This window comes from Patiriisocius sp. 208BN25-11, assembly GCF_058147145.1.
In genome coordinates, this window is sequence record NZ_JBYVJY010000007.1 from 1 (window position 1) to 19374 (window position 19374).

Genomic DNA, 19374 nt, shown 5'->3' on the forward strand with positions numbered 1-19374 from the left:
ATTCAGAATTAATAAGCAATACAAAGAAAATTTAGAAGTCCTTTAACATACCATGTTAAGGGGCTTTTTTTTGGGAAAGGGTATATAAAAGTAAAAAAAATAACTCTTGTTTGGTTGAGCGCACCCGATAGCTATCGGGTTGAAACCTATGTTTAAAATATGTGAGTAGTAGTTCTCTCCCGAAACTTCGGGAGCGCTCGAACAGACATCTTAGTATGCTTTCCAGACACCCTTTTTTTATAACTATTTTCAACATCTCCGAGCTGTCTTCGTTTTGGAAATTTGTTAGGTTAAAGAATCTAGCTAAGCCTACAATAGAATCAACCTAATGCAATTGGAGCGCTCATATTTCCGAAGGTATACTTTAGAGGTTACTGTAATTATAAAGCATAAAAAAAACCTGACATAAGCGACAGGTTTTAAAAATATATAAAAGTATTTCTTATAATTTATCTGCAGTAATACGTCCTTCGCGGTTGGCAACTTCCCATGCGGTGTGGAAAATAAGACGCGTTCTTTTTTCCATTAATTCGTACTCAATTTTGTCAGGCGTGTCAGATATTTTGTGGTAATCTGCATGTACTCCATTAAAATAGAAAATAATAGGAACATTGTTTTTAGCAAAGTTGTAATGATCACTACGGTAGTAGAAACGGTTAGGATCGTTTTCATCATTATAAGTGTAATCTAGTTCTAAGTCGCTGTATTTTTTGGCTACTTCTTCTGAAACATTATGTAATTCTTGGCTTAGCTTATCACTTCCAATAAGGTATATATAATTTGGGGTATCTGCCTTATCTGGGTCAATACGTCCAATCATGTCTGTATTTAAGTTACAAACAGTATTAGCAAGCGGAAACAAAGGATTCTCTGTATAATAACGCGAACCGTACAAACCAATTTCTTCTCCAGTTACGTGTAAAAATAAGATAGAGCGTTTTGGACCTTTCCCTTCTTTTACTGCTTTTTGAAACGCTTCTGCCATTTCTAACATGGCAACTGTACCACTTCCGTCATCATCGGCACCATTAAATACGTTTCCTTCGTCATCAACACCCACATGGTCTAAATGTGCAGAAAGTACAATAATCTCATCTGGAAATTCGCTTCCTTCAATAAAGGCTACTACGTTTTCTGAATCTGCTGGTTCTTTTAATCTAGTAAGGTAGCTCGCAGGAACATTTTGAAAATAATTATCACCTCCAAGTGGTGATTTGATACCATGATCAACATAGAATTTCTTTAGATAATTTACCGCCATTTTCTGACCTTCGGAACCTGTCATTCTTCCACGCATGTCATCTCCAGCATAGACGTATAGCATTTCTTTTAGTTCACTAGAGGTAATTGTTGCTGCATAATTAACAGCGTCATCTCCTTTTTTTGTAGTTGTTTTTTGAGACGAATTACATGCTACAGTAACAATAGCAAGTAATGCGATGATATAATGTTTCATAAAATTATTTGTTTACAGCCTGCAAAATATTCATTTTTTGAGAGTTATGCTAGTGTGTACATATTAAAGTTTTATTAACGCATCAGGAATCATTTTTTTGATATTTGTAACCATCACTATTAGTATCTTTGTAATAAAATGATTCATTATGCAGATTGAACAACTATATACAGGATGCCTTTCGCAAGGCGCATATTATATTGAGAGTAAAGGAGAAGTAGCTGTTATAGATCCACTTCGTGAAACGTCCCCTTATTTAGAAAGGGCGAAAAGAGATAACGCTACTATTAAGTATATTTTTGAAACCCATTTTCATGCAGATTTTGTGAGTGGTCATGTTACCTTATCGAAAGAAACAGGAGCATCTATTATTTTTGGTCCCAATGCAAACCCTTCTTTTGATGCACATATCGCTAAAGATGGGGAGACTTTTACCATTGGAGATATTTCTATTACTGCATTACATACACCAGGGCATACCATGGAGAGTACTACCTATTTATTGCATGATGCCTCTGGCAAAGAACATGCAATTTTTAGTGGAGACACACTATTTCTAGGAGATGTAGGTCGTCCAGATTTAGCTCAGAAAGCAGCAGATATGACTCAAGAAGATCTCGCAGGTATTTTGTTTGATAGTTTACGAACCAAGATCATGCCTTTGCCAGATCATGTTATTGTCTATCCAGCGCATGGTGCTGGTTCTGCTTGTGGAAAAAACATGATGAAGGAAACGATTGATACCTTAGGGAATCAAAAGGAAATGAATTATGCGCTACGCGCCAATATGACCAAAGAAGAATTTATAAAAGAAGTAACAGATGGTTTGGCGCCACCGCCTGCCTATTTTCCTTTAAATGTGAAAATGAATAAAGAAGGCTACGAAAACTTAGATGTTATTGTAGCGAAAGGCACCACACCGCTAAGTCCAGAAGATTTTGAAACTGCTGCAAATACTACTGGTGCTTTGGTCTTGGATGTGCGTCATCAAAAAGATTATATGGAAGCTCATGTACCACGTTCTATATTTATTGGTATCGATGGAGGCTTTGCTCCTTGGGTAGGTGCTCTAATTAAAGACGTACAACAGCCAATTCTATTGGTGACTCCAGAGGGGAGAGAAGAAGAAACGGTTACTCGTTTGTCTCGTGTTGGATTTGATAATACCCTTGGTTTTTTAAGGGGTGGCATAGATGCATGGAAAACCTCTGGAAAAGAAATAGATAGTATGCAATCTGTCTCTGCGGAAATTTTAAAGGCAGAAATCGCTTTAGGTGCCCCAGTGTTTGACGTTCGAAAAGAGGGGGAATTTTCAGGGGCCCACATTCCATCGGCTGAACACACTTCATTAGAATTTATTAACAATCATTTGGATGAATTTCCATCAGATACTCCTTTTTATGTGCATTGTGCTGGAGGGTATCGCTCTGTGATTGCGGCTTCTATTTTAAAAAGTCGTGGTATCCACAACGTAATTGATGTGGCTGGAGGGTTTAAAGCAATTAAAGAAGCTGGAATAGCAACAGTTTAGGCGATAGCCTATCTTGATGTTGTGCTATCTAATTAAAAGCTATCTTTGCTCGCTGAAAAACCTATTCATGTCATTATTAATTTTTGTCCTAGTATATCCTCTTATCTGGATATTATCTAAGTTTCCATTTAGAGTACTTTACTTTATTAGTGATGCCGTATACTTATTGTTGTATTATGTAATTGGATATCGCAAAGAAGTAGTTCGCTTTAATTTAAAAACGGCATTTCCAGAAATGGATGCGGCTACCTTAAAAAATATAGAAAAACGTTTTTACCACCATTTTTGTGATATGTTCATTGAGGTGATTAAAACATTGAGCATTAAGGAAGAAGCCTTAAAAAAACGGTATACCTTTACAAACCTTGAAGTGTTACAAACATATGCAGAAAAAGGGCAACCAGTCATACTTACATTAGGGCATTATGCTAGTTACGAATGGATTTTTACATTGCATTTATTTTTTAAAGGAACACCCGGATATGCTATTTACAAGAAAATTAGAAATCCATATTTCGATAAAATGATACGTGATATTCGAAGCAAATGGCATTCTACTATGGTTCCAAACAAAGAAGCTCGCGAAACAATGAAAGAGGTGCTCAAATCGCAGTCTGGGTTTATGCTATTTGGTTTTGTGATGGATCAATCGCCATCAAACGATAGAAATAAGCATTTCACAAAGTTCTTTGACGTGCAAACTCCTTTTTTTACTGGGGTGGAGCAACTTGCAAAACAACATGATTTACCAGTTCTTTTTTTAGGTACCACAAAGATTAAAAGGGGTCATTACAGTTCTACTTTTAGTGTCTTGGCAGATGCCCCAAAAACACATCCAGATTTTACGATTACCGATGCTTTTGCTCAAAAATTATCTGAACAAATTGCCATAGATCCAGCGTATTATTTCTGGACACACAAACGATTTAAATTTATTAAATAGTATAGATATGACTTCTGAAATTTTAGAACAATTACAATGGCGTTATGCCTGTAAAAAATTTGACGAGACCCATAAAATTTCCGAAGAAAAATTAACGCTATTGAAAGAAGCGTTTAATCTTACAGCAACTTCTTACGGTCTACAGCCATTAAAAATGATGGTGATTTCAAATCCAAAGATTAAAGAAGATTTGGTGCCTATGACCATGAATCAGGCACAGGTAAAAGATTGCTCGCATACATTAGTTTTATGTACAGAAACAAACATGGATGCTGCTTTTATTGAAAATTATTTTAAAAATGTACAGGCAGTAAGAAATACACCTTCGGAAATATTAGATCCCTTCAAAAACTTTCTGTTAGAAGATTTTGCAGGGAAATCTCAAGATACTATTGACACTTGGATGGCAAAGCAAGCCTATATCGCCTTAGGAAATTTACTAACGGTATGTGCGCTAGAAAAAATAGATGCCTGTCCTATCGAAGGCTTTAATTCAGAGCAATATGATGGCTATTTAAAACTGAAAGAAAAAGGTCTTCAATCTGTCTTGGTCTTAGCAGTTGGAAAACGTGCCGATGACGATATGTTTGCCAGTCTTGCCAAAGTACGTCGTGGGGTTGATGAAGTGATTATTGCTCTATAATATTGTATTTCAATAGAAAATTGTACCTTGAAGTTTCGATTTTAAGTGTACCATGATTACAAATACCACACGTAATTTCTTAACAACATTTATTACTAGTTTTTTTGTCTTATTAAAAGGTAAAAGAACTCGGAAGTTTGCTTTTATTCCTTTTTTAATTATTGGAATAGGCTATTTGTTACCACAAGAAATGGTCATTCCTGTGCAAGGAGCCACCACTAATGATTGGGACGATCAATCTTTTTGGGCCTACCCTTGGGGAAGCTCTATCACGCACAAAGGGATTGATATTTTTAAGGAAAAGGGAACACCAGTAGTTGCGTCAACTTATGGCTTGGTAGTGTACACGCACGAAGGTGGTAAAGGTGGAAAATCTGTGATGGTATTAGGACCCAAATGGCGATTTCATTATTATGCACATTTAGACGCTATTGATGCCTATCCTTTTGAACCTTTAAAAACAGGGGAAGTAATAGGAACAGTTGGTGACACAGGAAATGCCAGAGGAAAACCACCGCATTTACATTATGCTATCACAACCCCTTTTCCGTATTGGTGGTTACGTGACACCGTTGCTGTGCAGGGCAATAGGAAGATGTTTCATTTAGATCCAGATACTTGGCTACGGGATTAGTGAGTAGGACGTTCGCCTTTCTCACTGGTACCATGCAGGACACTTCTCTTGGAGAAAGTATGTAACTCCAAGCGAAGCGTCCTACCAGCAAACTAGTTTGAATCCTAATGTTTGCCAATTAACAAAGTACTAATTTACTTCAAGTAATTTGCTTTGGGTTGGGGTATTTATATTGTTTTCAAAATACTCAATTAAATACGTTCCCGATTCGAAGATCATCCCAAGATCATGGTTGGTGTTGGTACTATTAAATACTTGTGTGTCATTTGATTGGTCGTATACCTCAATATCCCAATTTACCACTGTTGTAACGCTATATACCCAGCATCCAAACTCACATGTTGTTCCATTAACTGCAGATATTTTTATTGTAAGATCGATGCATTCTACTGGGAGGAGTGCTGCGAGACTTACAAAGGTGTTTGCTGGAATCTCTGTGCGTTCTGTGTCTAGGATATTTAACCCATTGGCACCAGTTTCTTGGTAGGTAATAACAGTTTTTGTTTCTTGGAAATCTGTATTTGAAATAAAATTGGAAATGATTTGACCAAACTCAGGAACGTTAACCTCCACACCGAGTGTTTCATAGCGAGTTTCAATATTTGAGGTGATTTCAGCTACATCAAGAAGTTTTGCATGCTCCAATAAATCTGAACCAATTGCTGTGTTATCAAGTGTACCATCAGTTCTAACATCCGAAATGATATCTGCCATGATCGATGAGAAATCTGCTTCATTTCTAAACCCTTGTAAAATACTCGAAACAGCTATGAGTATAGCATCACCTTCTGTAGAACCCGAAATATCGAACAATTCAGAAAATATCGCTCCGCTTGAATTGGAGATTTCAAATATCGCTAGAATTTCAGTTTGTGCTTGAGATTTTGCTTGTAAAAATGTACTTCCATTTTCTATGAGATACTCTGTTCTTACTTTTTCTAAGTGAGTGAGTACATTTATGTTTATTTGGTTTTCCTGTAAATTAACAGGATCCTGAATGTTCAATGCGGTAATACCTTGTAGTGTGATTGGAGCGCTACTAAGATCACCACAAACCTCATTAAAGTAAAATCCATCCACGCGAAGATTGATGTTTGGTGAGGAAAGAGTCAATGCTCCGAAACTAAACTGCCCAGTATTGTCTAATATTTCAGAAGTAAAAACACTCCCAGTGGGGGTAAAGGTGTTATCTAATTCTGTAAGGAGTATTGCCGAACCGTTTATAAAAGGTCCTTTTTGGGCTTTACCTTCAAGCACTATATTTATTGGACAAGGAACGCATGATCCTCCACAATCTATATCGATTTCATCTCCATTTTGAATGCCATCATTGCAGGATGGGATTGTTTCTTGTTCTTGCTGTTGTTCTGTTGTTGTAACACCCTCATCGGTGCTGCAACTGAAGAGGACAAAAAGTAGGGTTGCTAGAAGTGTAATTTTTTTCATAGTTGTTAGTTTTTTTCTAAAAATACTACTCAAACCTACTTCTTTTTTCCTGTTAAAACTTGTTTAACAATTTTTTAACCCCTTATATCTTAGCTTGATAGGTGTATATATCGTAATACCTACCTTCTTTTTCTATGAGCCTATCGTGATTTCCTTGTTCGGCGATGTGTCCGTTTTCTATGACTAATATTTGATTTGTACTATTTTTTGTGAATGATTTTAAAACTAGTTATTTTTTTATATTAATTTAAAAACTGATATAATTATGTTACTTTAGTAAAATATTAACATTAAAACAACAATTCATGAAAAAATTATTTTTGGCTTTAACAGGATTAGCACTCATTTTATCTTGTGAAACTGATGGTACTCAAAATGCAATAGATCAAGAAATGGATCTAAGTGATTACACCTTACACATTGATGAAGATCTTACTGACCATTCGGAAGGAAGAAAATGTCATTCTATGCAAGTATTAGAACAAAATCTCGCAAATAATCCTGAATTAATAGCAAGTATGACTCAAATTGAGGAGTTTACAAGACGTTCAATTATAAATAGAATGCCAGGAAATGGAAATGGAAATGGAAACGGAAATGGTGGCGGCGGAAACGGCGGTGGCTCTGGCGGTGGTGATCCAATTGACAATTTAGGCACCATAAATATTCCAGTAATTGTTCATGTAATTTATAATAATTCGAATCAAAACATTTCTGATCAACAAATAAATTCTCAGATTAGTGTTTTGAATGAAGATTTTAATTTAGGTAATAGTGACGCTAATCAAGTTCCCACAGAATTTGCTAGTTTAATTGCAGATGTTGATGTTAACTTTACTCTTGATCAGACCATAAGAGTTGCGTCTTCAACAAGTTCTTGGGGAACAAATGATGCAATGAAATTTTCATCAAACGGAGGTTCTGATGCTGTGAGTCCCGATACACATTTAAATATTTGGGTATGTAATATTGGAGGTGGAATTTTGGGCTATGCTCAATTTCCAGGTGGTGCAACTTCTACAGATGGTGTGGTAATCTCTCCACAATATTTTGGTACAACAGGATTTGTTCAAGCTCCTTTCAATAAAGGTAGAACTGCTACTCATGAAGTAGGTCACTGGATGAATTTAAGACATATCTGGGGTGATGGTAGATGTAAAAAAGACGATTTTGTTTCTGATACTCCTGCCTCAGATGCACCAAACTATGGATGTCCAAATTACCCTACAAACAATTGCAGAAGCAATGACATGACTATGAACTATATGGATTATGTAGACGATGCTTGTATGTATATGTTTTCTGAAGGTCAAAAAGTACGTATGAGAACTATTTTTCAGCCAGGTGGACCTAGAGATTCTTTCTAAGAAAATCAATTTATTTAGTGTAGAAAAGGGTGCTCAAAAGCACCCTTTTTTTATTAAATCTTAGCCTGATAGGTATATAAATCGTAATACCTACCTTCTTTTTCTATGAGGCTATCGTGATTTCCTTTTTCGGCGATACGTCCGTTTTCTATGACTAATATTTGATCTGCTCTTTTAATGGTACTCAAGCGGTGTGCAATGACAATAGTAGTTCTGTCTTTTGTTAAAGTAGCTAATGATTTTTGAATAAGTGCTTCACTTTCTGTATCGAGATTAGAGGTTGCCTCATCTAGAATGATAATTTTTGGATCCGCTAAAATAGCTCTTGCAATAGCAATACGTTGGCGTTGTCCTCCCGATAATTTAACCCCGCGTTCTCCTATGAGAGTATCTAGTCCGTCATCAAATCGATCTGTAAATTCATTTACATATCCTGCTTTTACTGCGGCTTGTAGTTGTTCTTCTGTAGCATTAGGTCTTGGAAATAAAATATTATCTCTAATAGTACCTTCAAACAAAAATTCATCTTGTAAAACCACACCTAAATGTTGGCGGTAACTGCTTAGATTTACCTTAGCTAGGTCTATGCCATCCATGGTGACGGTTCCAGATTGTGGCGTTAAGAAAGTTGCGCATAATCCAGCAATGGTCGATTTTCCCGAACCAGAACTTCCTACCAAGGCAATGACGTTACCCGCTTCCACAGTGAGGTCTATATCGTGTAATACATCTTTGCTATCTTCATAAGCAAAAGAAACCTTATTAAATTCGAGTTTTCCTTTAATATCGTCTAATACAATGGTGCGATCTTCCATTTCTTCCTCCGTGGTGATATTCATAAGTTCTTCGGTACGGTCTAATCCAGCGAGGGCTTCGGTGAGCTGACTCCCGATATTACTCATTTGCACAATGGGGGCAATCATGAACCCTAACAGTAAGGTAAAGAGTAAAAAATCACCAACAGTCATGGTGCCTTCAATCATGTAGTAACCACCAATTCCCATAATCCCTACAGAAGCTAATCCTAATAAAAAAGTAGAAGAACTTGTCATTAATGCGGTAGCGGTTAAGCTCTTTTTTACATTTTGAAATAGCCTGTCAACACCGGCTTCAAAGACTTTGTTTTCTTGGGCTTCGGCGTTAAATCCTTTAATGACACGAACGCCTGCTAGCGTTTCGGTTAACCTACCTTTTACTTCGGCGTTAATTTTTCCGCGATTACGAAAAATTGGTCGGATATACTTAAAAGCTTTTAAGGCAACAAAACCAAAAATAGCTACAGGCAAAAACACAAATAAAGTCATCCAAGGGTTGATACGGATTAATAACACCACAGAGATAATTGCCGTAATGGTTCCTCCAACTAATTGTACCAAACCAGTACCAATAAGATTTCGAACGCCTTCTACATCACTCATGATTCTAGAAACTAAGGCACCAGATTTTGTGTTATCAAAAAAACTGATAGGCAAGGAAAGTACCTTTTTTTGGACTTGCGCACGTAATTCACTAATAAGGTATTGCGCTTGCACACTGAGAATACGCGTAAGTAAAAATGAAGTTATGGCCTGAACCAATAGGGCAGCGCCCACCATCCAAAGCATGTTGTAGAGTCCAGAAGTATCATTGTTTGGAATGATGCTGTCTAGTAATTCTTTCGATTTTAGTGGTAATACAAATCCAGCCAAGCGACCAATGACAATTAAAATCAAACCAATTAACACCAAGTTTCGTCGAGGCCAAATAATGGTTTTAAAAGCAGAAACCATGGTTACTTTAGGTTTTGTCTTGGTCTCTTTTTTGGGAGTTTTTGCGTAGTGTTTCATTGCTGTAAAGATAGCGCTTGTACTAATATTTCCGAAGTTAAAAACTTCCTAAAATAGACAGACTATGTATCTTTATGCTATACAGAGTGAAATTATGGACACCTACAAAGAAACTCATGCCACCTGGAACAAAGTAGCTGCTGCCTATGAGGCATCCTCTATGGACTTAGCTCTCTATAACGATACCTATAATTCTTTTTTAGAACTATTACCTTCTAAAAATGCAGCGATTCTCGATGTGGGTTGTGGTCCGGGGAATATTTCAAAATATCTTGTGAGTCAAAACCCAGTAATACAAATTCATTGTGTTGATATTTCGGAATCTATGATATAAAAAGCACAGACGCATGTTCCATCTGGAATTTTTTATGTGTTAGAAACCTAGACACATTGCAACTGACTTTCGAAGGTATTGTTTGTGGCTTCTGTCTACCATATCTCTCTCCAGAAGATTGCGAAACATTTATTAAAACATGTACTACTTTGGTAGTGCCAAAAGGAATAGTGTATCTCAGTTTTGTGGAAGGAGTGAAAGAAAAATCTGGGTTTGTAAAAGGCAGTACAGGCGATCGTGTGTATTTTTATTACCATCCTTTAGATTGTATCCAAAGAGCATTAGAAGCATGTCAATTCTCTATAGTACATACCACACATAAGGACTACACAAAAAAAGACGGCTCAAAAGAAATGCACACTATTGTGATTGCAAATAAAGACTAGAAGGAAGCTGCTTAGTAAGCAACATAGTCGGTAATTTCTAAACCATAGCCAATCATACCCACACGTTTTTCTTGTTTGCTGTTAGAAACCAAACGTATTTTATGGATCCCAAGATCGTGTAGTATTTGTGCGCCAATTCCAAAATCTTTAGCGTCCATTTTAATGCTTGGTGCTTTGGCAATTTCATCGCCTTTTTGGACTTCCTTTAGGGTTTTTAATCTGTTTAGAAGATTAAAAGACTGACTCTGCTGATTGATAAAAACCATAGCGCCTTTGCCTTCTTTTGCAATGACTTGAAACATGTCGTCTAGTTTTTTATCAACATTGCTTGTAAGTGCTCCCAAAATATCATTGTTGACCAATGTAGAGTTCATACGAACCAACACAGGTTCGTCTTTTTTCCAATCACCTCTGGTTAGGGCAATATGTACTTGGTCGTTGGTAGTTTGTTTGTAAGCTCTTAATCTGTAGGGTCCGAAATTAGTATTGATAGTAAAGTCTTCTTGTTTTTCAATAAGCGAATCATGCTCCATTCTATAAGCAACAAGGTCTTCTATAGACACAAGTTTTAGATCAAATTTTTGCGCTACTTCTGCCAACTGTGGAAGTCTTGCCATCGAGCCATCTTCGTTCATGATTTCTACAATAGCTCCAGCGGGTTCGAGCCCAGCAAGGCGAGCAAAATCAATAGCAGCTTCTGTGTGTCCAGTTCTACGCAATACGCCACCATCTTTCGCTTTAAGCGGGAAAATATGTCCAGGTCTGCTTAAGTCGAAAGGTTTCATGTTTGGATCTACCAGGGCCTTTACTGTTTTAGCTCTATCGCCAGCAGAAATCCCTGTTGTAACGCCATGTCCTTTTAAATCGATAGAAACCGTAAAGGCAGTTTCCATAGGATCTGTATTGTTACCCACCATCATGTCTAGGTGTAATTCTTTACAACGACTTTCGGTAATGGGTGTACATATAAGACCGCGACCATGGGTTGCCATGAAGTTGATAATCTCTGGAGTAATGTTTTCTGCGGCAGCTACAAAATCCCCTTCATTTTCACGATCTTCATCATCTACTACAATAATCACCTTCCCTTGCCTAATGTCGGCAATGGCTTCTTCAATGGTGTTTAGTTTGATTTTGGTGTTGTTTTCAGTAGAAATCATAGCGTTTTGTTTTCGTTGCAAAGATAAACAATGCAGGTGAGATGTGCTTCGGAAATTTTAATACACTAACATACTATTGAGGTATTATATTTCCGAAGTAAAGATACAAACTGTAGGATTTATATAGTTGTTGCGACATATAAAACCTAACAATAAGAATATTAGGTTTCTTGATAACTTTTTGCGTCCATTTTTTGTGAAAATGTTTACTTTTGGAATCTTATAAAATTTTTGAAAAAATAGCCATGAGCGATACGATAGAGAGAATAAAATGTTTGATTATAGGTAGTGGTCCTGCAGGATATACTGCTGCAATCTATGCAGCACGTGCAGACTTAAAGCCAATTATGTATACAGGTATGGAGCCTGGAGGTCAGTTAACAACAACTACAGAAGTAGATAACTTTCCAGGATATCCAGAAGGAATTGATGGACCCACCATGATGGTGCAATTGCAACAACAAGCAGAGCGTTTTGGTACAGAAGTTCGTATTGGGATGATTACAGCTGTTAAATTTGCTACCGAAGTAGGAGGTATCCATAAAGCTACTGTAGATGGTAAGACGCAAATTGAAGCGGAGACTGTAATTATTTCTACGGGTGCTACAGCAAAATATTTAGGCTTGCCAAGTGAACAAAAATTACGTGGAGGTGGAGTTTCTGCCTGTGCCGTTTGTGATGGATTCTTTTATAAAGGACAAGATGTTGCCATTGTAGGAGCTGGAGATACGGCTGCAGAAGAAGCAACTTACCTTGCAAATATCTGTAATAAAGTAACCATGTTAGTTCGTAAAGATTACATGCGTGCAAGTAAAGCAATGCAACATAGAGTTACTGCTACGCCAAACATTGACTTACGTTACAATACAGAAGTTGACGAGGTATTAGGAGATATGGTGGTAGAAGGGTTACGTATGAAGAACAACCAAACAGGTGAAACGGAAGATATCGCTATTACTGGATTGTTTATTGCCATTGGTCATAAGCCCAACACAGATATCTTTAAAGGACAGTTAGATATGGATGACACAGGGTATTTAATTACCGAAGGAAAGTCAACAAAAACAAATATTCCTGGAGTTTTTGCAAGTGGTGATGTACAAGATAAAGAGTACCGTCAGGCAGTAACTGCAGCAGGTACAGGTTGTATGGCAGCCCTAGATGCAGAACGTTATTTAGCGACTATTGAAACTGCTGTTGAAGCATAAGTTTCATTTAAATAAAAATTAAAAGTCCTTTTGTTAACTAACAAAAGGACTTTTTTATTGGGCTTGATGATGATAGCTGTATATAGTTTTAGCTTTCCAAGTATTATTTTCTTTCATCCATAGAATGCTAAACAATGCTTTTCCGGTTTGATACAATGCTTTGTTTGGTTCTTTAATATGGAACTCATGTGATCCTTTAGCAATCATTCCATACAAGACTCCATTATTTCTTAGCGGAAAAACTTCTAGTGTTTCAGGCACCAATTTTCTAATTGGTTTTTTATCTGTAGGCCCGCAAATATTTTCTTTTATGGCTTTCATGAATTGACTTTTGTTTTGCCTGCCAGCAAGATCATGATAAAAAGCGACATCTGAAGCAAGTAAATTTTCAGTAGGAGTGAGGTTACATTTGTTAAACCCTTCATCAAAAATAATACGGTCCAATTCGAGTGCTTTTATATATAAGGGACTATCTATTTTTTCTTGCGCTAGGATATTTCCGAAGAAAGAAAAAACAATAATAATGAGAGCGTATTTTTTCATGATTTATTAGAATTGGTAATTGATGTAAAAAAAAGAGGATAAAAAAGAACTTTTTGTCTGTTCGAGCGCAGTCGAGAACTATACCTAGGTGAAAGTTCACATAGGTTTCAACTGCGCTCAACCAGACATAGTTACAAATCCTTTAAATATCCTCTTGTGTAAAACGTCTATAGCAATATGTACGAATTACATTTTATTGATAGCGCCACTGTAGTTTTTGGACGTTGTGTGTACGGTAGGTTCTCCGTAATAATCAATATTACCACCACTACTAGCTTTGGCTTCTAGATGTTCTTTTACGTTTACTGAAATATTACCACCACTAGAAGCCCTTGCATCGCAGTTTGCAGAAAGTACATGATCTGCATCTACCAATCCACCACTACTTGCTTTTACTTTAAGTGATTTTGTTTTTCCAGAAACATCTAGATTAGCACCGCTACTAGCTTCTAGGTATAAATTTTTTGAAAAAACATCTGCTTCTATATGAGCACCACTGCTGGCATCAAGTGTAAAGCGCTCACTTTTAATTTGGTCAGATGCACTAACATTTGAACCACTACTTGCTTTAATTTCTGAAAGCGAAGTGTAGGTTACATAAATCTTTTTTGACTTTGCATTGCGAATGTTCTCTTCAGATCGAATGCGTAACATACCATTATCAACATAGGTTTCAATTATTGGAAGTAAATTACTGTCTGCTTCAACTATTACTTTTTGAGAGGTTCCTTCTTTTAATATTACGTGTAGACCAGAACTTGCTTTAACAGCTGTGAATTCTGCATTCATGTTACGTTCTTCGGTTTGTACGTCTCCGTTTCCACTTATTTGACCTAAATCAAGATCAAATCGGCAGGATATTGCTGTAACAGCAATAAGTGCTATGAGTATAAATTGCTTTGTTTTCATGTTTTCATGTTTTTGGTTTTATGGTTATACTTATTAGAAGATTTCGGTAATGGTAGTCTCTTTAATTTTTAAAGAGTCGTTCACTTTCACTTTTACCTCTTTTACTTTTTTCGAATTGATGTTTAGACTGTTATTTACGTCCTCTTCCCAATTTTCAAAAGTTGTTGTTTCTTTTTGAGTAGTGGTATCACTTTTTGTTTGACTTGGTGGTGTGTCACAATCTAAACATAGTGTTCCCGTTGGAGTGATTTTTAAAATCTTTCCTTCGTCGCCCACATCTAAAATGTCTCTGTATCTAGATTCATTTCTATGGAAAGAACGCGTGTTTTTATCAGCCACAAGTCTTGCATCTACAGGAAGGTATAAGATGATTTCCATTTCTTGATCACGATATTTGTTTTCTATATCTGTTAAGAAATAACCGTCTAATTCCAAAGTGTTTGTTGCAGCATCGTAGGTATAGTTATAATCTATAGCCTCTGCACGTTCTTTGGCAAGCTTATAATTTTTCCCTCTAGCCGATTTTTCGATGACTAGTTTTGCATTGGCGTCGTTGGTGCTTCTTACAATAAGTCTAATGTCGTTAGAATACAAAACTTTATCTCCATTTTCATCAGGTCTTACATCTAGACCACCACCTCTTCTTGCTTCGTAGTCGTACTTTTCATTGCTACGCATTTTTAATATCATAGGAGTTTCCATATTTATTACAAAAGGGGCTTCTGTAATACTAGTATCCTCATACGCTCTGTCTGTTGCTTGACGAATCCCTAATGCTCCTAATGCAATAATGGCAAGCAGCCAAATGGTTGCTAGTGTTATTTTTCCAGGTGCTCCAATCGACTTAATATTAGGTGCAATAATTTTCAATCCTAAAATAAAAAGTACTAGTAAAGGGATTCCTGCTGCTAGTGTTACAATGATAGAGACTAACCATAGTGGAGTGTTAGTTGTATCTATAAGTTGGTACAAGTCCATTCCAGCTCCAGTATCGTAGATACCAAAGGTGCCAAAGGCAAACATACCGATGATGGTAGCGATAAGACCAATCAATCCAGCAACTAGGATAATGAGGCCAAAGAATTTTACAAATACTTTGAGTATCGTCAAGATAACACTACCAAGAGAATCGAAAAAACTAGCTGATCCCTTTTTGATTTTCTCTCCGTATTTGTCAAATTCAGCATTTTTTATGCTGTCGGATACAGATTGATAGCCCTCATTAAACTTTTTTTCAATGTTGGAGATATTAATAGGTTCTCCAGTCATTTTTAGTTTCTCGCTAGTTGTCTCAGCAGCGCGTACTAATATCCAGAATAGGACATAGGCTAACACTCCAAAACCACTAGTAGCAAAAGTTAATAAGATCCACATAAGACGTACCCAAATGGCATCAATACCTAAGTAATGACCCAGTCCCGAACATACCCCAGCTACAAACTTGTTATCGATATCTCTAAACAATTGTTTGTGTCCAGTACTAGTACTACTTGTGTAATCACTTTTTGTGTCTTCATTTGCAGCAGTACTACTTTTTGGAGCATCCTCTTCATACATGTTTTCGCCCATGATATAATCTTCAGGCTGTCCCATGATGGTGATAATTTCGTCCAATTCTTTGGTAGAAACTACTTGTGTATTGCTTTCTATTTTTTCTGAAAAAAGTTCTGCAATTCTCGCTTCTATATCTCGAATAATTTCATCTCCTCCAAGAGGATCACTAAGCGAACGTTTGATCGCATCGAGATAGCGTGATAATTTTCCAAAAGCATCTTCATCGATGTGGAAAAAAGTTCCGGCTAAATTAATATTGACTGTCTTTTTCATTTCTTGGTGGTGGTATTGGTTACTTTAGAGACTGCTTGTTGAAGGTTGCTCCAAGTAGTTGATAATTCGGTTAAAAATATAGTACCTGTTTCGGTGAGTGCGTAATATTTGCGTGGTGGGCCGCTGGTTGATTCTTCCCATCTGTAGGAAAGTAATCCCGAATTCTTTAGCCGTGTTAATAACGGATAAATGGTACCTTCTACCACCAGTAGCTTTGCGTCTTTAAGAGCAGCTAGAATATCACTAGTGTACGCTTCTCCATCTTCTAAGATAGAAAGGATACAGTATTCTAGTACTCCCTTGCGCATTTGCGCTTTTGTGTTTTCAATGTTCATTGGTGTGATTTTTTGTACTATTCTGTTCGTTTTTTGATATTAAAGTATGATCGCAAACCATGGTGATGGTTTCTTTACAAGCATCAGTAACTTCATGCTGTTGTTGTGCCATCTGTGCGCCAGTAATTTGTAATACTAGTGCAAGAATAAAATTGATTAGTGTACTCATGAGGTTGGTTTTTCTGAAATTTCCTCTTCTGAAATGGTGTTCGTTTCATTAGAGTGTGTCTCTGTGGTTGTTATAAATTGAATGCAAAAAGGATATGTAAATAAGATGCCTTTTGATGCTTTGATGGTTGCAGTAATTACATAATAGAGTTCAAATAAAAACAAGCCTAGAAATAACAATGCAAATACCATTATAAGCACGATATAACTAGGAAGGTTTTCTATTTCTGGTGCTCTTACATGTCTTGCATGATCTAAGGTTTCTATAAGCCCAATAAAGTCTAAAGCAAATATGGCTACAAACGGAAGACTTACTAATGCAATTCCTAAGGCATATACAAAAACACTTAGTTGGAAATTGATAGCCTGTTTTCCATGGTGATCTAGAAAAGGCTTCTCTTTATGGATGGTCCATAATAATAAAGGAGCAAAAAAGTTTCCTAGTGGAAAGAAGTACTTTAAAAAGGTACTTCCATGCATTAATGCACCTACTTGTTTTTGCGTTTCTGTGATTGATTTTTCCATTGCCTATTAATTTCTTATACAAATATATGTCTAAAAAAAGGTATTATGTTACGCATAGTACTAAAATTAACAAAATATTAACAATTGAATATTTGTTAAACATCTAAAGATTAATAGTTTGTGTAAAATTTTCTATTTTTATCAAAATAGAGCGGTTTTTTGAAATGGTTGGATTCTCGGTTTTTTGTATTCTTTTAGATGCTCTTTTTAACTTAAACAATGGTAGATTTCTAAAATTTCCGAAGCAAATTTGAGCTCCAATATATAAATAGGGTTAGTAAATAGGTATCTTCGCAAAAAATGAAAGAATATGAACGTCACTCCAAGTAAAATAAATAGCTATATACTCTTTAAATTACCTTCTTGTTACTTTACAGGGGTGCGTGTAAAAACAATTAATACTACTACTTGTGTTACCTCTGTAAAACATCGTTGGATTAATCAAAACCCTTTTAATTCTATGTTTTGGGCCGTGCAGGGTATGGCTGCAGAACTAGCTACAGGGGCTTTAGTAATGAAATCTATTGCAGAGAGTGGTGAAAAAATATCGATGCTTGTTGCAAATAATAACGCTCGATTTGATAAGAAGGCCACTGGCAGAATCTCTTTTATATGTGAAGATGGAGTGGCTATTAAAGAAGCAATAATAGAAGCAGTTGCTACCGGAGAAGGACAAACGTGTTGGATGAAAGCCAAAGGTAAAAATGCAGAAGGTGTTATTGTATCTGAGTTTAACTTTGAATGGACACTGAAGGTAAAGCGCTCTAAAACTGGTGCTTAGTCGAATTTTTAGATAACTTTAACTGTGTTTTTTATTAACAATCTTCTTTTTTTGATGAAAAATTTCATACATTGAAGAAGTTAAAATTATAAACACATTATATATAGCATAGAAAACTACTTAACCTTTTAGTAATTATACCCTATGGCGAGAGCGATGTTTGACTACACCAAAGCTGTTTTATCTAAAGTAAGTTTTGATGTCCAACTTTTTTGCAAGGAGCTTGAAAAAGCAATCACACGATTATTACCTTACGAAATCGAGGAATTAATGATCTGGGTTGATTCTCTGGTAAAGCAGAATCCTCAACTTAATCAATGTTTAATACAATTAAAACCATAAAAAAAGCACTCCACGGAGTGCTTTTTTTAGTTTTGTGTAGCTTGTTATTTCAACGGACTAATAATTTTCACATCATTAAAGCGTATGGCACCTCGTATGACGCCAGCAATAACATCGTATAAGGCATTGATGATTTGCATTTTTAATTCACTTTTGCTGTAAATAATACTTACCTCTCTTGCTGGCGAAGGTTCATTAAAGTAGCGTAGTTTTTTTGCTTGTTTTTCTGAAATATCTAGGGTGTGTAGATATGGCAATAAAGTCATTCCTAGACCTTCATTCGATAATTTTATGAGGGTTTCAAAACTTCCACTTTGTAACTGGAAATGATCTTCTAATTGTGCTTGTTGCGATTTGCACAAGTTAATAACACTGTCTTTAAAGCAATGACCGTCTTCGAGCAGCAGTAAATCATCTAAATCTAAATCATCACTGTTTAGTTTTTTGTGTTCAGAGAGTCTGTGGTTTTCGGGTACAAAGGCTACAAAAGGTTCGTAGTACAATACACGTTCCTTGATGTGTTCTTCTTGTAAAGGTGTGGCTGCAATCGCAGCATCTAGATGACCGTCATTTAATTTCTTAATAATATCATCTGTAGTGAGCTCTTCTATCTTGAGCTGTACTTTTGGGTATTTGTTGGTAAAGTTTTTAAGAAACATAGGCAAGAGCGTAGGCATTACTGTAGGGATGATCCCTATTTTAAATTCCCCTCCAATAAAACCTTTTTCTTGGTCTACTACATCTTGCATGCGCTCACTTTCGTTCACAATGTTACGCGCCTGACTTACAATTTTTCGTCCGACGGGAGTTAACTCTATAGGTTTTTTACTACGATCGAAAATTAAAATTTCGAGTTCCTCTTCCAGCTTTTGTATTTGCATACTAAGTGTGGGCTGGGTTACAAATGTTTTTTGTGCTGCCTTTGTGAAGTTTTTGTTTTCAGCAACAGCGAGCACATATTTTAGTTGTGTTATGGTCATGATTAGAATTGTTTTTGTAAAAATAAGAAA

General features: G+C 36.3%; 21 protein-coding genes. 10 read left to right on the top strand and 11 right to left on the bottom strand.

All coding sequences use genetic code 11. From position 1 onward, the window contains the following. Positions 1–442: 442 nt before the first annotated feature. Positions 443–1456: a M28 family metallopeptidase gene (locus tag ACY2RS_RS09505; RefSeq protein WP_490098415.1), complete on the bottom strand. Its 1014-nt coding sequence runs from the start codon at positions 1454–1456 to the stop codon at positions 443–445. 148 nt (positions 1457–1604) lie between these two features. Here ACY2RS_RS09505 and ACY2RS_RS09510 point away from each other — a divergent pair, with 148 nt between their 5' ends. From ACY2RS_RS09510 to ACY2RS_RS09525, 4 genes are all read left to right on the top strand, one after another. After that, positions 1605–2987, top strand: a complete 1383-nt coding sequence (locus ACY2RS_RS09510; protein WP_490098416.1) for an MBL fold metallo-hydrolase — start codon at positions 1605–1607, stop codon at positions 2985–2987. 67 nt (positions 2988–3054) lie between these two features. After that, positions 3055–3930: a lysophospholipid acyltransferase family protein gene (locus ACY2RS_RS09515; protein WP_490098417.1), complete on the top strand. Its 876-nt coding sequence runs from the start codon at positions 3055–3057 to the stop codon at positions 3928–3930. 7 nt (positions 3931–3937) lie between these two features. Further along, entirely contained in the window at positions 3938–4573 is a 636-nt protein-coding gene (locus ACY2RS_RS09520) for an NAD(P)H-dependent oxidoreductase (protein ID WP_490098418.1), read from the top strand. 52 nt (positions 4574–4625) lie between these two features. Further along, positions 4626–5207 carry a M23 family metallopeptidase gene (locus ACY2RS_RS09525; protein WP_490098419.1) on the top strand — a complete coding sequence of 194 codons (582 nt, stop codon included), beginning with the start codon at positions 4626–4628 and terminating at the stop codon, positions 5205–5207. A 129-nt stretch (positions 5208–5336) separates the two neighbouring features. Here ACY2RS_RS09525 and ACY2RS_RS09530 read toward each other — a convergent pair whose 3' ends face one another. Beyond that, entirely contained in the window at positions 5337–6653 is a 1317-nt protein-coding gene (locus ACY2RS_RS09530; protein WP_490098420.1) for a hypothetical protein, read from the bottom strand. A gap of 305 nt (positions 6654–6958) precedes the next feature. Between ACY2RS_RS09530 and ACY2RS_RS09535 the strand changes: the two genes are divergently transcribed. Beyond that, complete coding sequence (locus ACY2RS_RS09535; protein ID WP_490098421.1) at positions 6959–8020, top strand: zinc metalloprotease; 1062 nt, start codon at positions 6959–6961, stop codon at positions 8018–8020. 53 nt (positions 8021–8073) lie between these two features. Here ACY2RS_RS09535 and ACY2RS_RS09540 read toward each other — a convergent pair whose 3' ends face one another. Beyond that, positions 8074–9846, bottom strand: a complete 1773-nt coding sequence (locus ACY2RS_RS09540; protein ID WP_490098422.1) for an ABC transporter ATP-binding protein — start codon at positions 9844–9846, stop codon at positions 8074–8076. A 64-nt stretch (positions 9847–9910) separates the two neighbouring features. Between ACY2RS_RS09540 and ACY2RS_RS09545 the strand changes: the two genes are divergently transcribed. Both ACY2RS_RS09545 and ACY2RS_RS09550 read left to right on the top strand, forming a co-directional pair. After that, entirely contained in the window at positions 9911–10180 is a 270-nt protein-coding gene (locus ACY2RS_RS09545) for a methyltransferase domain-containing protein (protein ID WP_490098423.1), read from the top strand. A 56-nt stretch (positions 10181–10236) separates the two neighbouring features. Continuing rightward, on the top strand, positions 10237–10566 hold the full coding sequence (locus ACY2RS_RS09550; protein WP_490098424.1) for a hypothetical protein: 330 nt from the start codon (positions 10237–10239) through the stop codon (positions 10564–10566). Between the two features lie 11 nt (positions 10567–10577). On the opposite strand, the gene ribB is transcribed toward ACY2RS_RS09550, so the two are convergent. Beyond that, on the bottom strand, positions 10578–11726 hold the full coding sequence (gene ribB / locus ACY2RS_RS09555; protein WP_490098425.1) for a 3,4-dihydroxy-2-butanone-4-phosphate synthase: 1149 nt from the start codon (positions 11724–11726) through the stop codon (positions 10578–10580). A gap of 245 nt (positions 11727–11971) precedes the next feature. Here ribB and trxB point away from each other — a divergent pair, with 245 nt between their 5' ends. Then, positions 11972–12934 carry a thioredoxin-disulfide reductase gene (trxB, locus tag ACY2RS_RS09560; RefSeq protein ID WP_490098569.1) on the top strand — a complete coding sequence of 321 codons (963 nt, stop codon included), beginning with the start codon at positions 11972–11974 and terminating at the stop codon, positions 12932–12934. Positions 12935–12988: 54 nt separating this feature from the next. Here the strand turns inward: trxB and ACY2RS_RS09565 are convergent, their stop codons facing one another. The 6 genes from ACY2RS_RS09565 to ACY2RS_RS09590 all read right to left on the bottom strand — a co-directional run bounded on the left by ACY2RS_RS09565 (position 12989) and on the right by ACY2RS_RS09590 (position 17241). Next, positions 12989–13477, bottom strand: coding sequence for a nuclear transport factor 2 family protein (locus ACY2RS_RS09565; protein ID WP_490098426.1), 489 nt, complete (start codon positions 13475–13477; stop codon positions 12989–12991). A gap of 186 nt (positions 13478–13663) precedes the next feature. Further along, the gene (locus tag ACY2RS_RS09570) at positions 13664–14386 is read right to left on the bottom strand and encodes a head GIN domain-containing protein (RefSeq protein WP_490098427.1); all 723 of its coding nucleotides are present in this window, start codon (positions 14384–14386) and stop codon (positions 13664–13666) included. A 33-nt stretch (positions 14387–14419) separates the two neighbouring features. Continuing rightward, positions 14420–16213: a PspC domain-containing protein gene (locus ACY2RS_RS09575; protein WP_490098428.1), complete on the bottom strand. Its 1794-nt coding sequence runs from the start codon at positions 16211–16213 to the stop codon at positions 14420–14422. After that, a complete protein-coding gene (locus ACY2RS_RS09580; RefSeq protein WP_490098429.1) occupies positions 16210–16548 on the bottom strand; it encodes a PadR family transcriptional regulator in 339 nt (112 codons plus the stop codon). The genes ACY2RS_RS09575 and ACY2RS_RS09580 overlap by 4 nt, the downstream gene beginning before the upstream one ends. Then, positions 16538–16717, bottom strand: a complete 180-nt coding sequence (locus tag ACY2RS_RS09585) for a hypothetical protein (protein ID WP_490098430.1) — start codon at positions 16715–16717, stop codon at positions 16538–16540. The genes ACY2RS_RS09580 and ACY2RS_RS09585 overlap by 11 nt, the downstream gene beginning before the upstream one ends. Further along, on the bottom strand, positions 16714–17241 hold the full coding sequence (locus ACY2RS_RS09590) for a DUF4870 domain-containing protein (protein WP_490098431.1): 528 nt from the start codon (positions 17239–17241) through the stop codon (positions 16714–16716). Before ACY2RS_RS09590 ends, ACY2RS_RS09585 begins: the two co-directional genes overlap by 4 nt. Before the next feature lie 310 nt (positions 17242–17551). On the opposite strand from ACY2RS_RS09590, the gene ACY2RS_RS09595 reads away from it, so the two are divergent. Then, positions 17552–18022, top strand: a complete 471-nt coding sequence (locus ACY2RS_RS09595) for a DUF4442 domain-containing protein (RefSeq protein WP_490098432.1) — start codon at positions 17552–17554, stop codon at positions 18020–18022. A gap of 144 nt (positions 18023–18166) precedes the next feature. Continuing rightward, the gene (locus ACY2RS_RS09600; RefSeq protein ID WP_490098433.1) at positions 18167–18364 is read left to right on the top strand and encodes a hypothetical protein; all 198 of its coding nucleotides are present in this window, start codon (positions 18167–18169) and stop codon (positions 18362–18364) included. 44 nt (positions 18365–18408) lie between these two features. Here ACY2RS_RS09600 and ACY2RS_RS09605 read toward each other — a convergent pair whose 3' ends face one another. After that, entirely contained in the window at positions 18409–19344 is a 936-nt protein-coding gene (locus ACY2RS_RS09605) for a LysR family transcriptional regulator (RefSeq protein WP_490098434.1), read from the bottom strand. Positions 19345–19374: the final 30 nt, after the last annotated feature.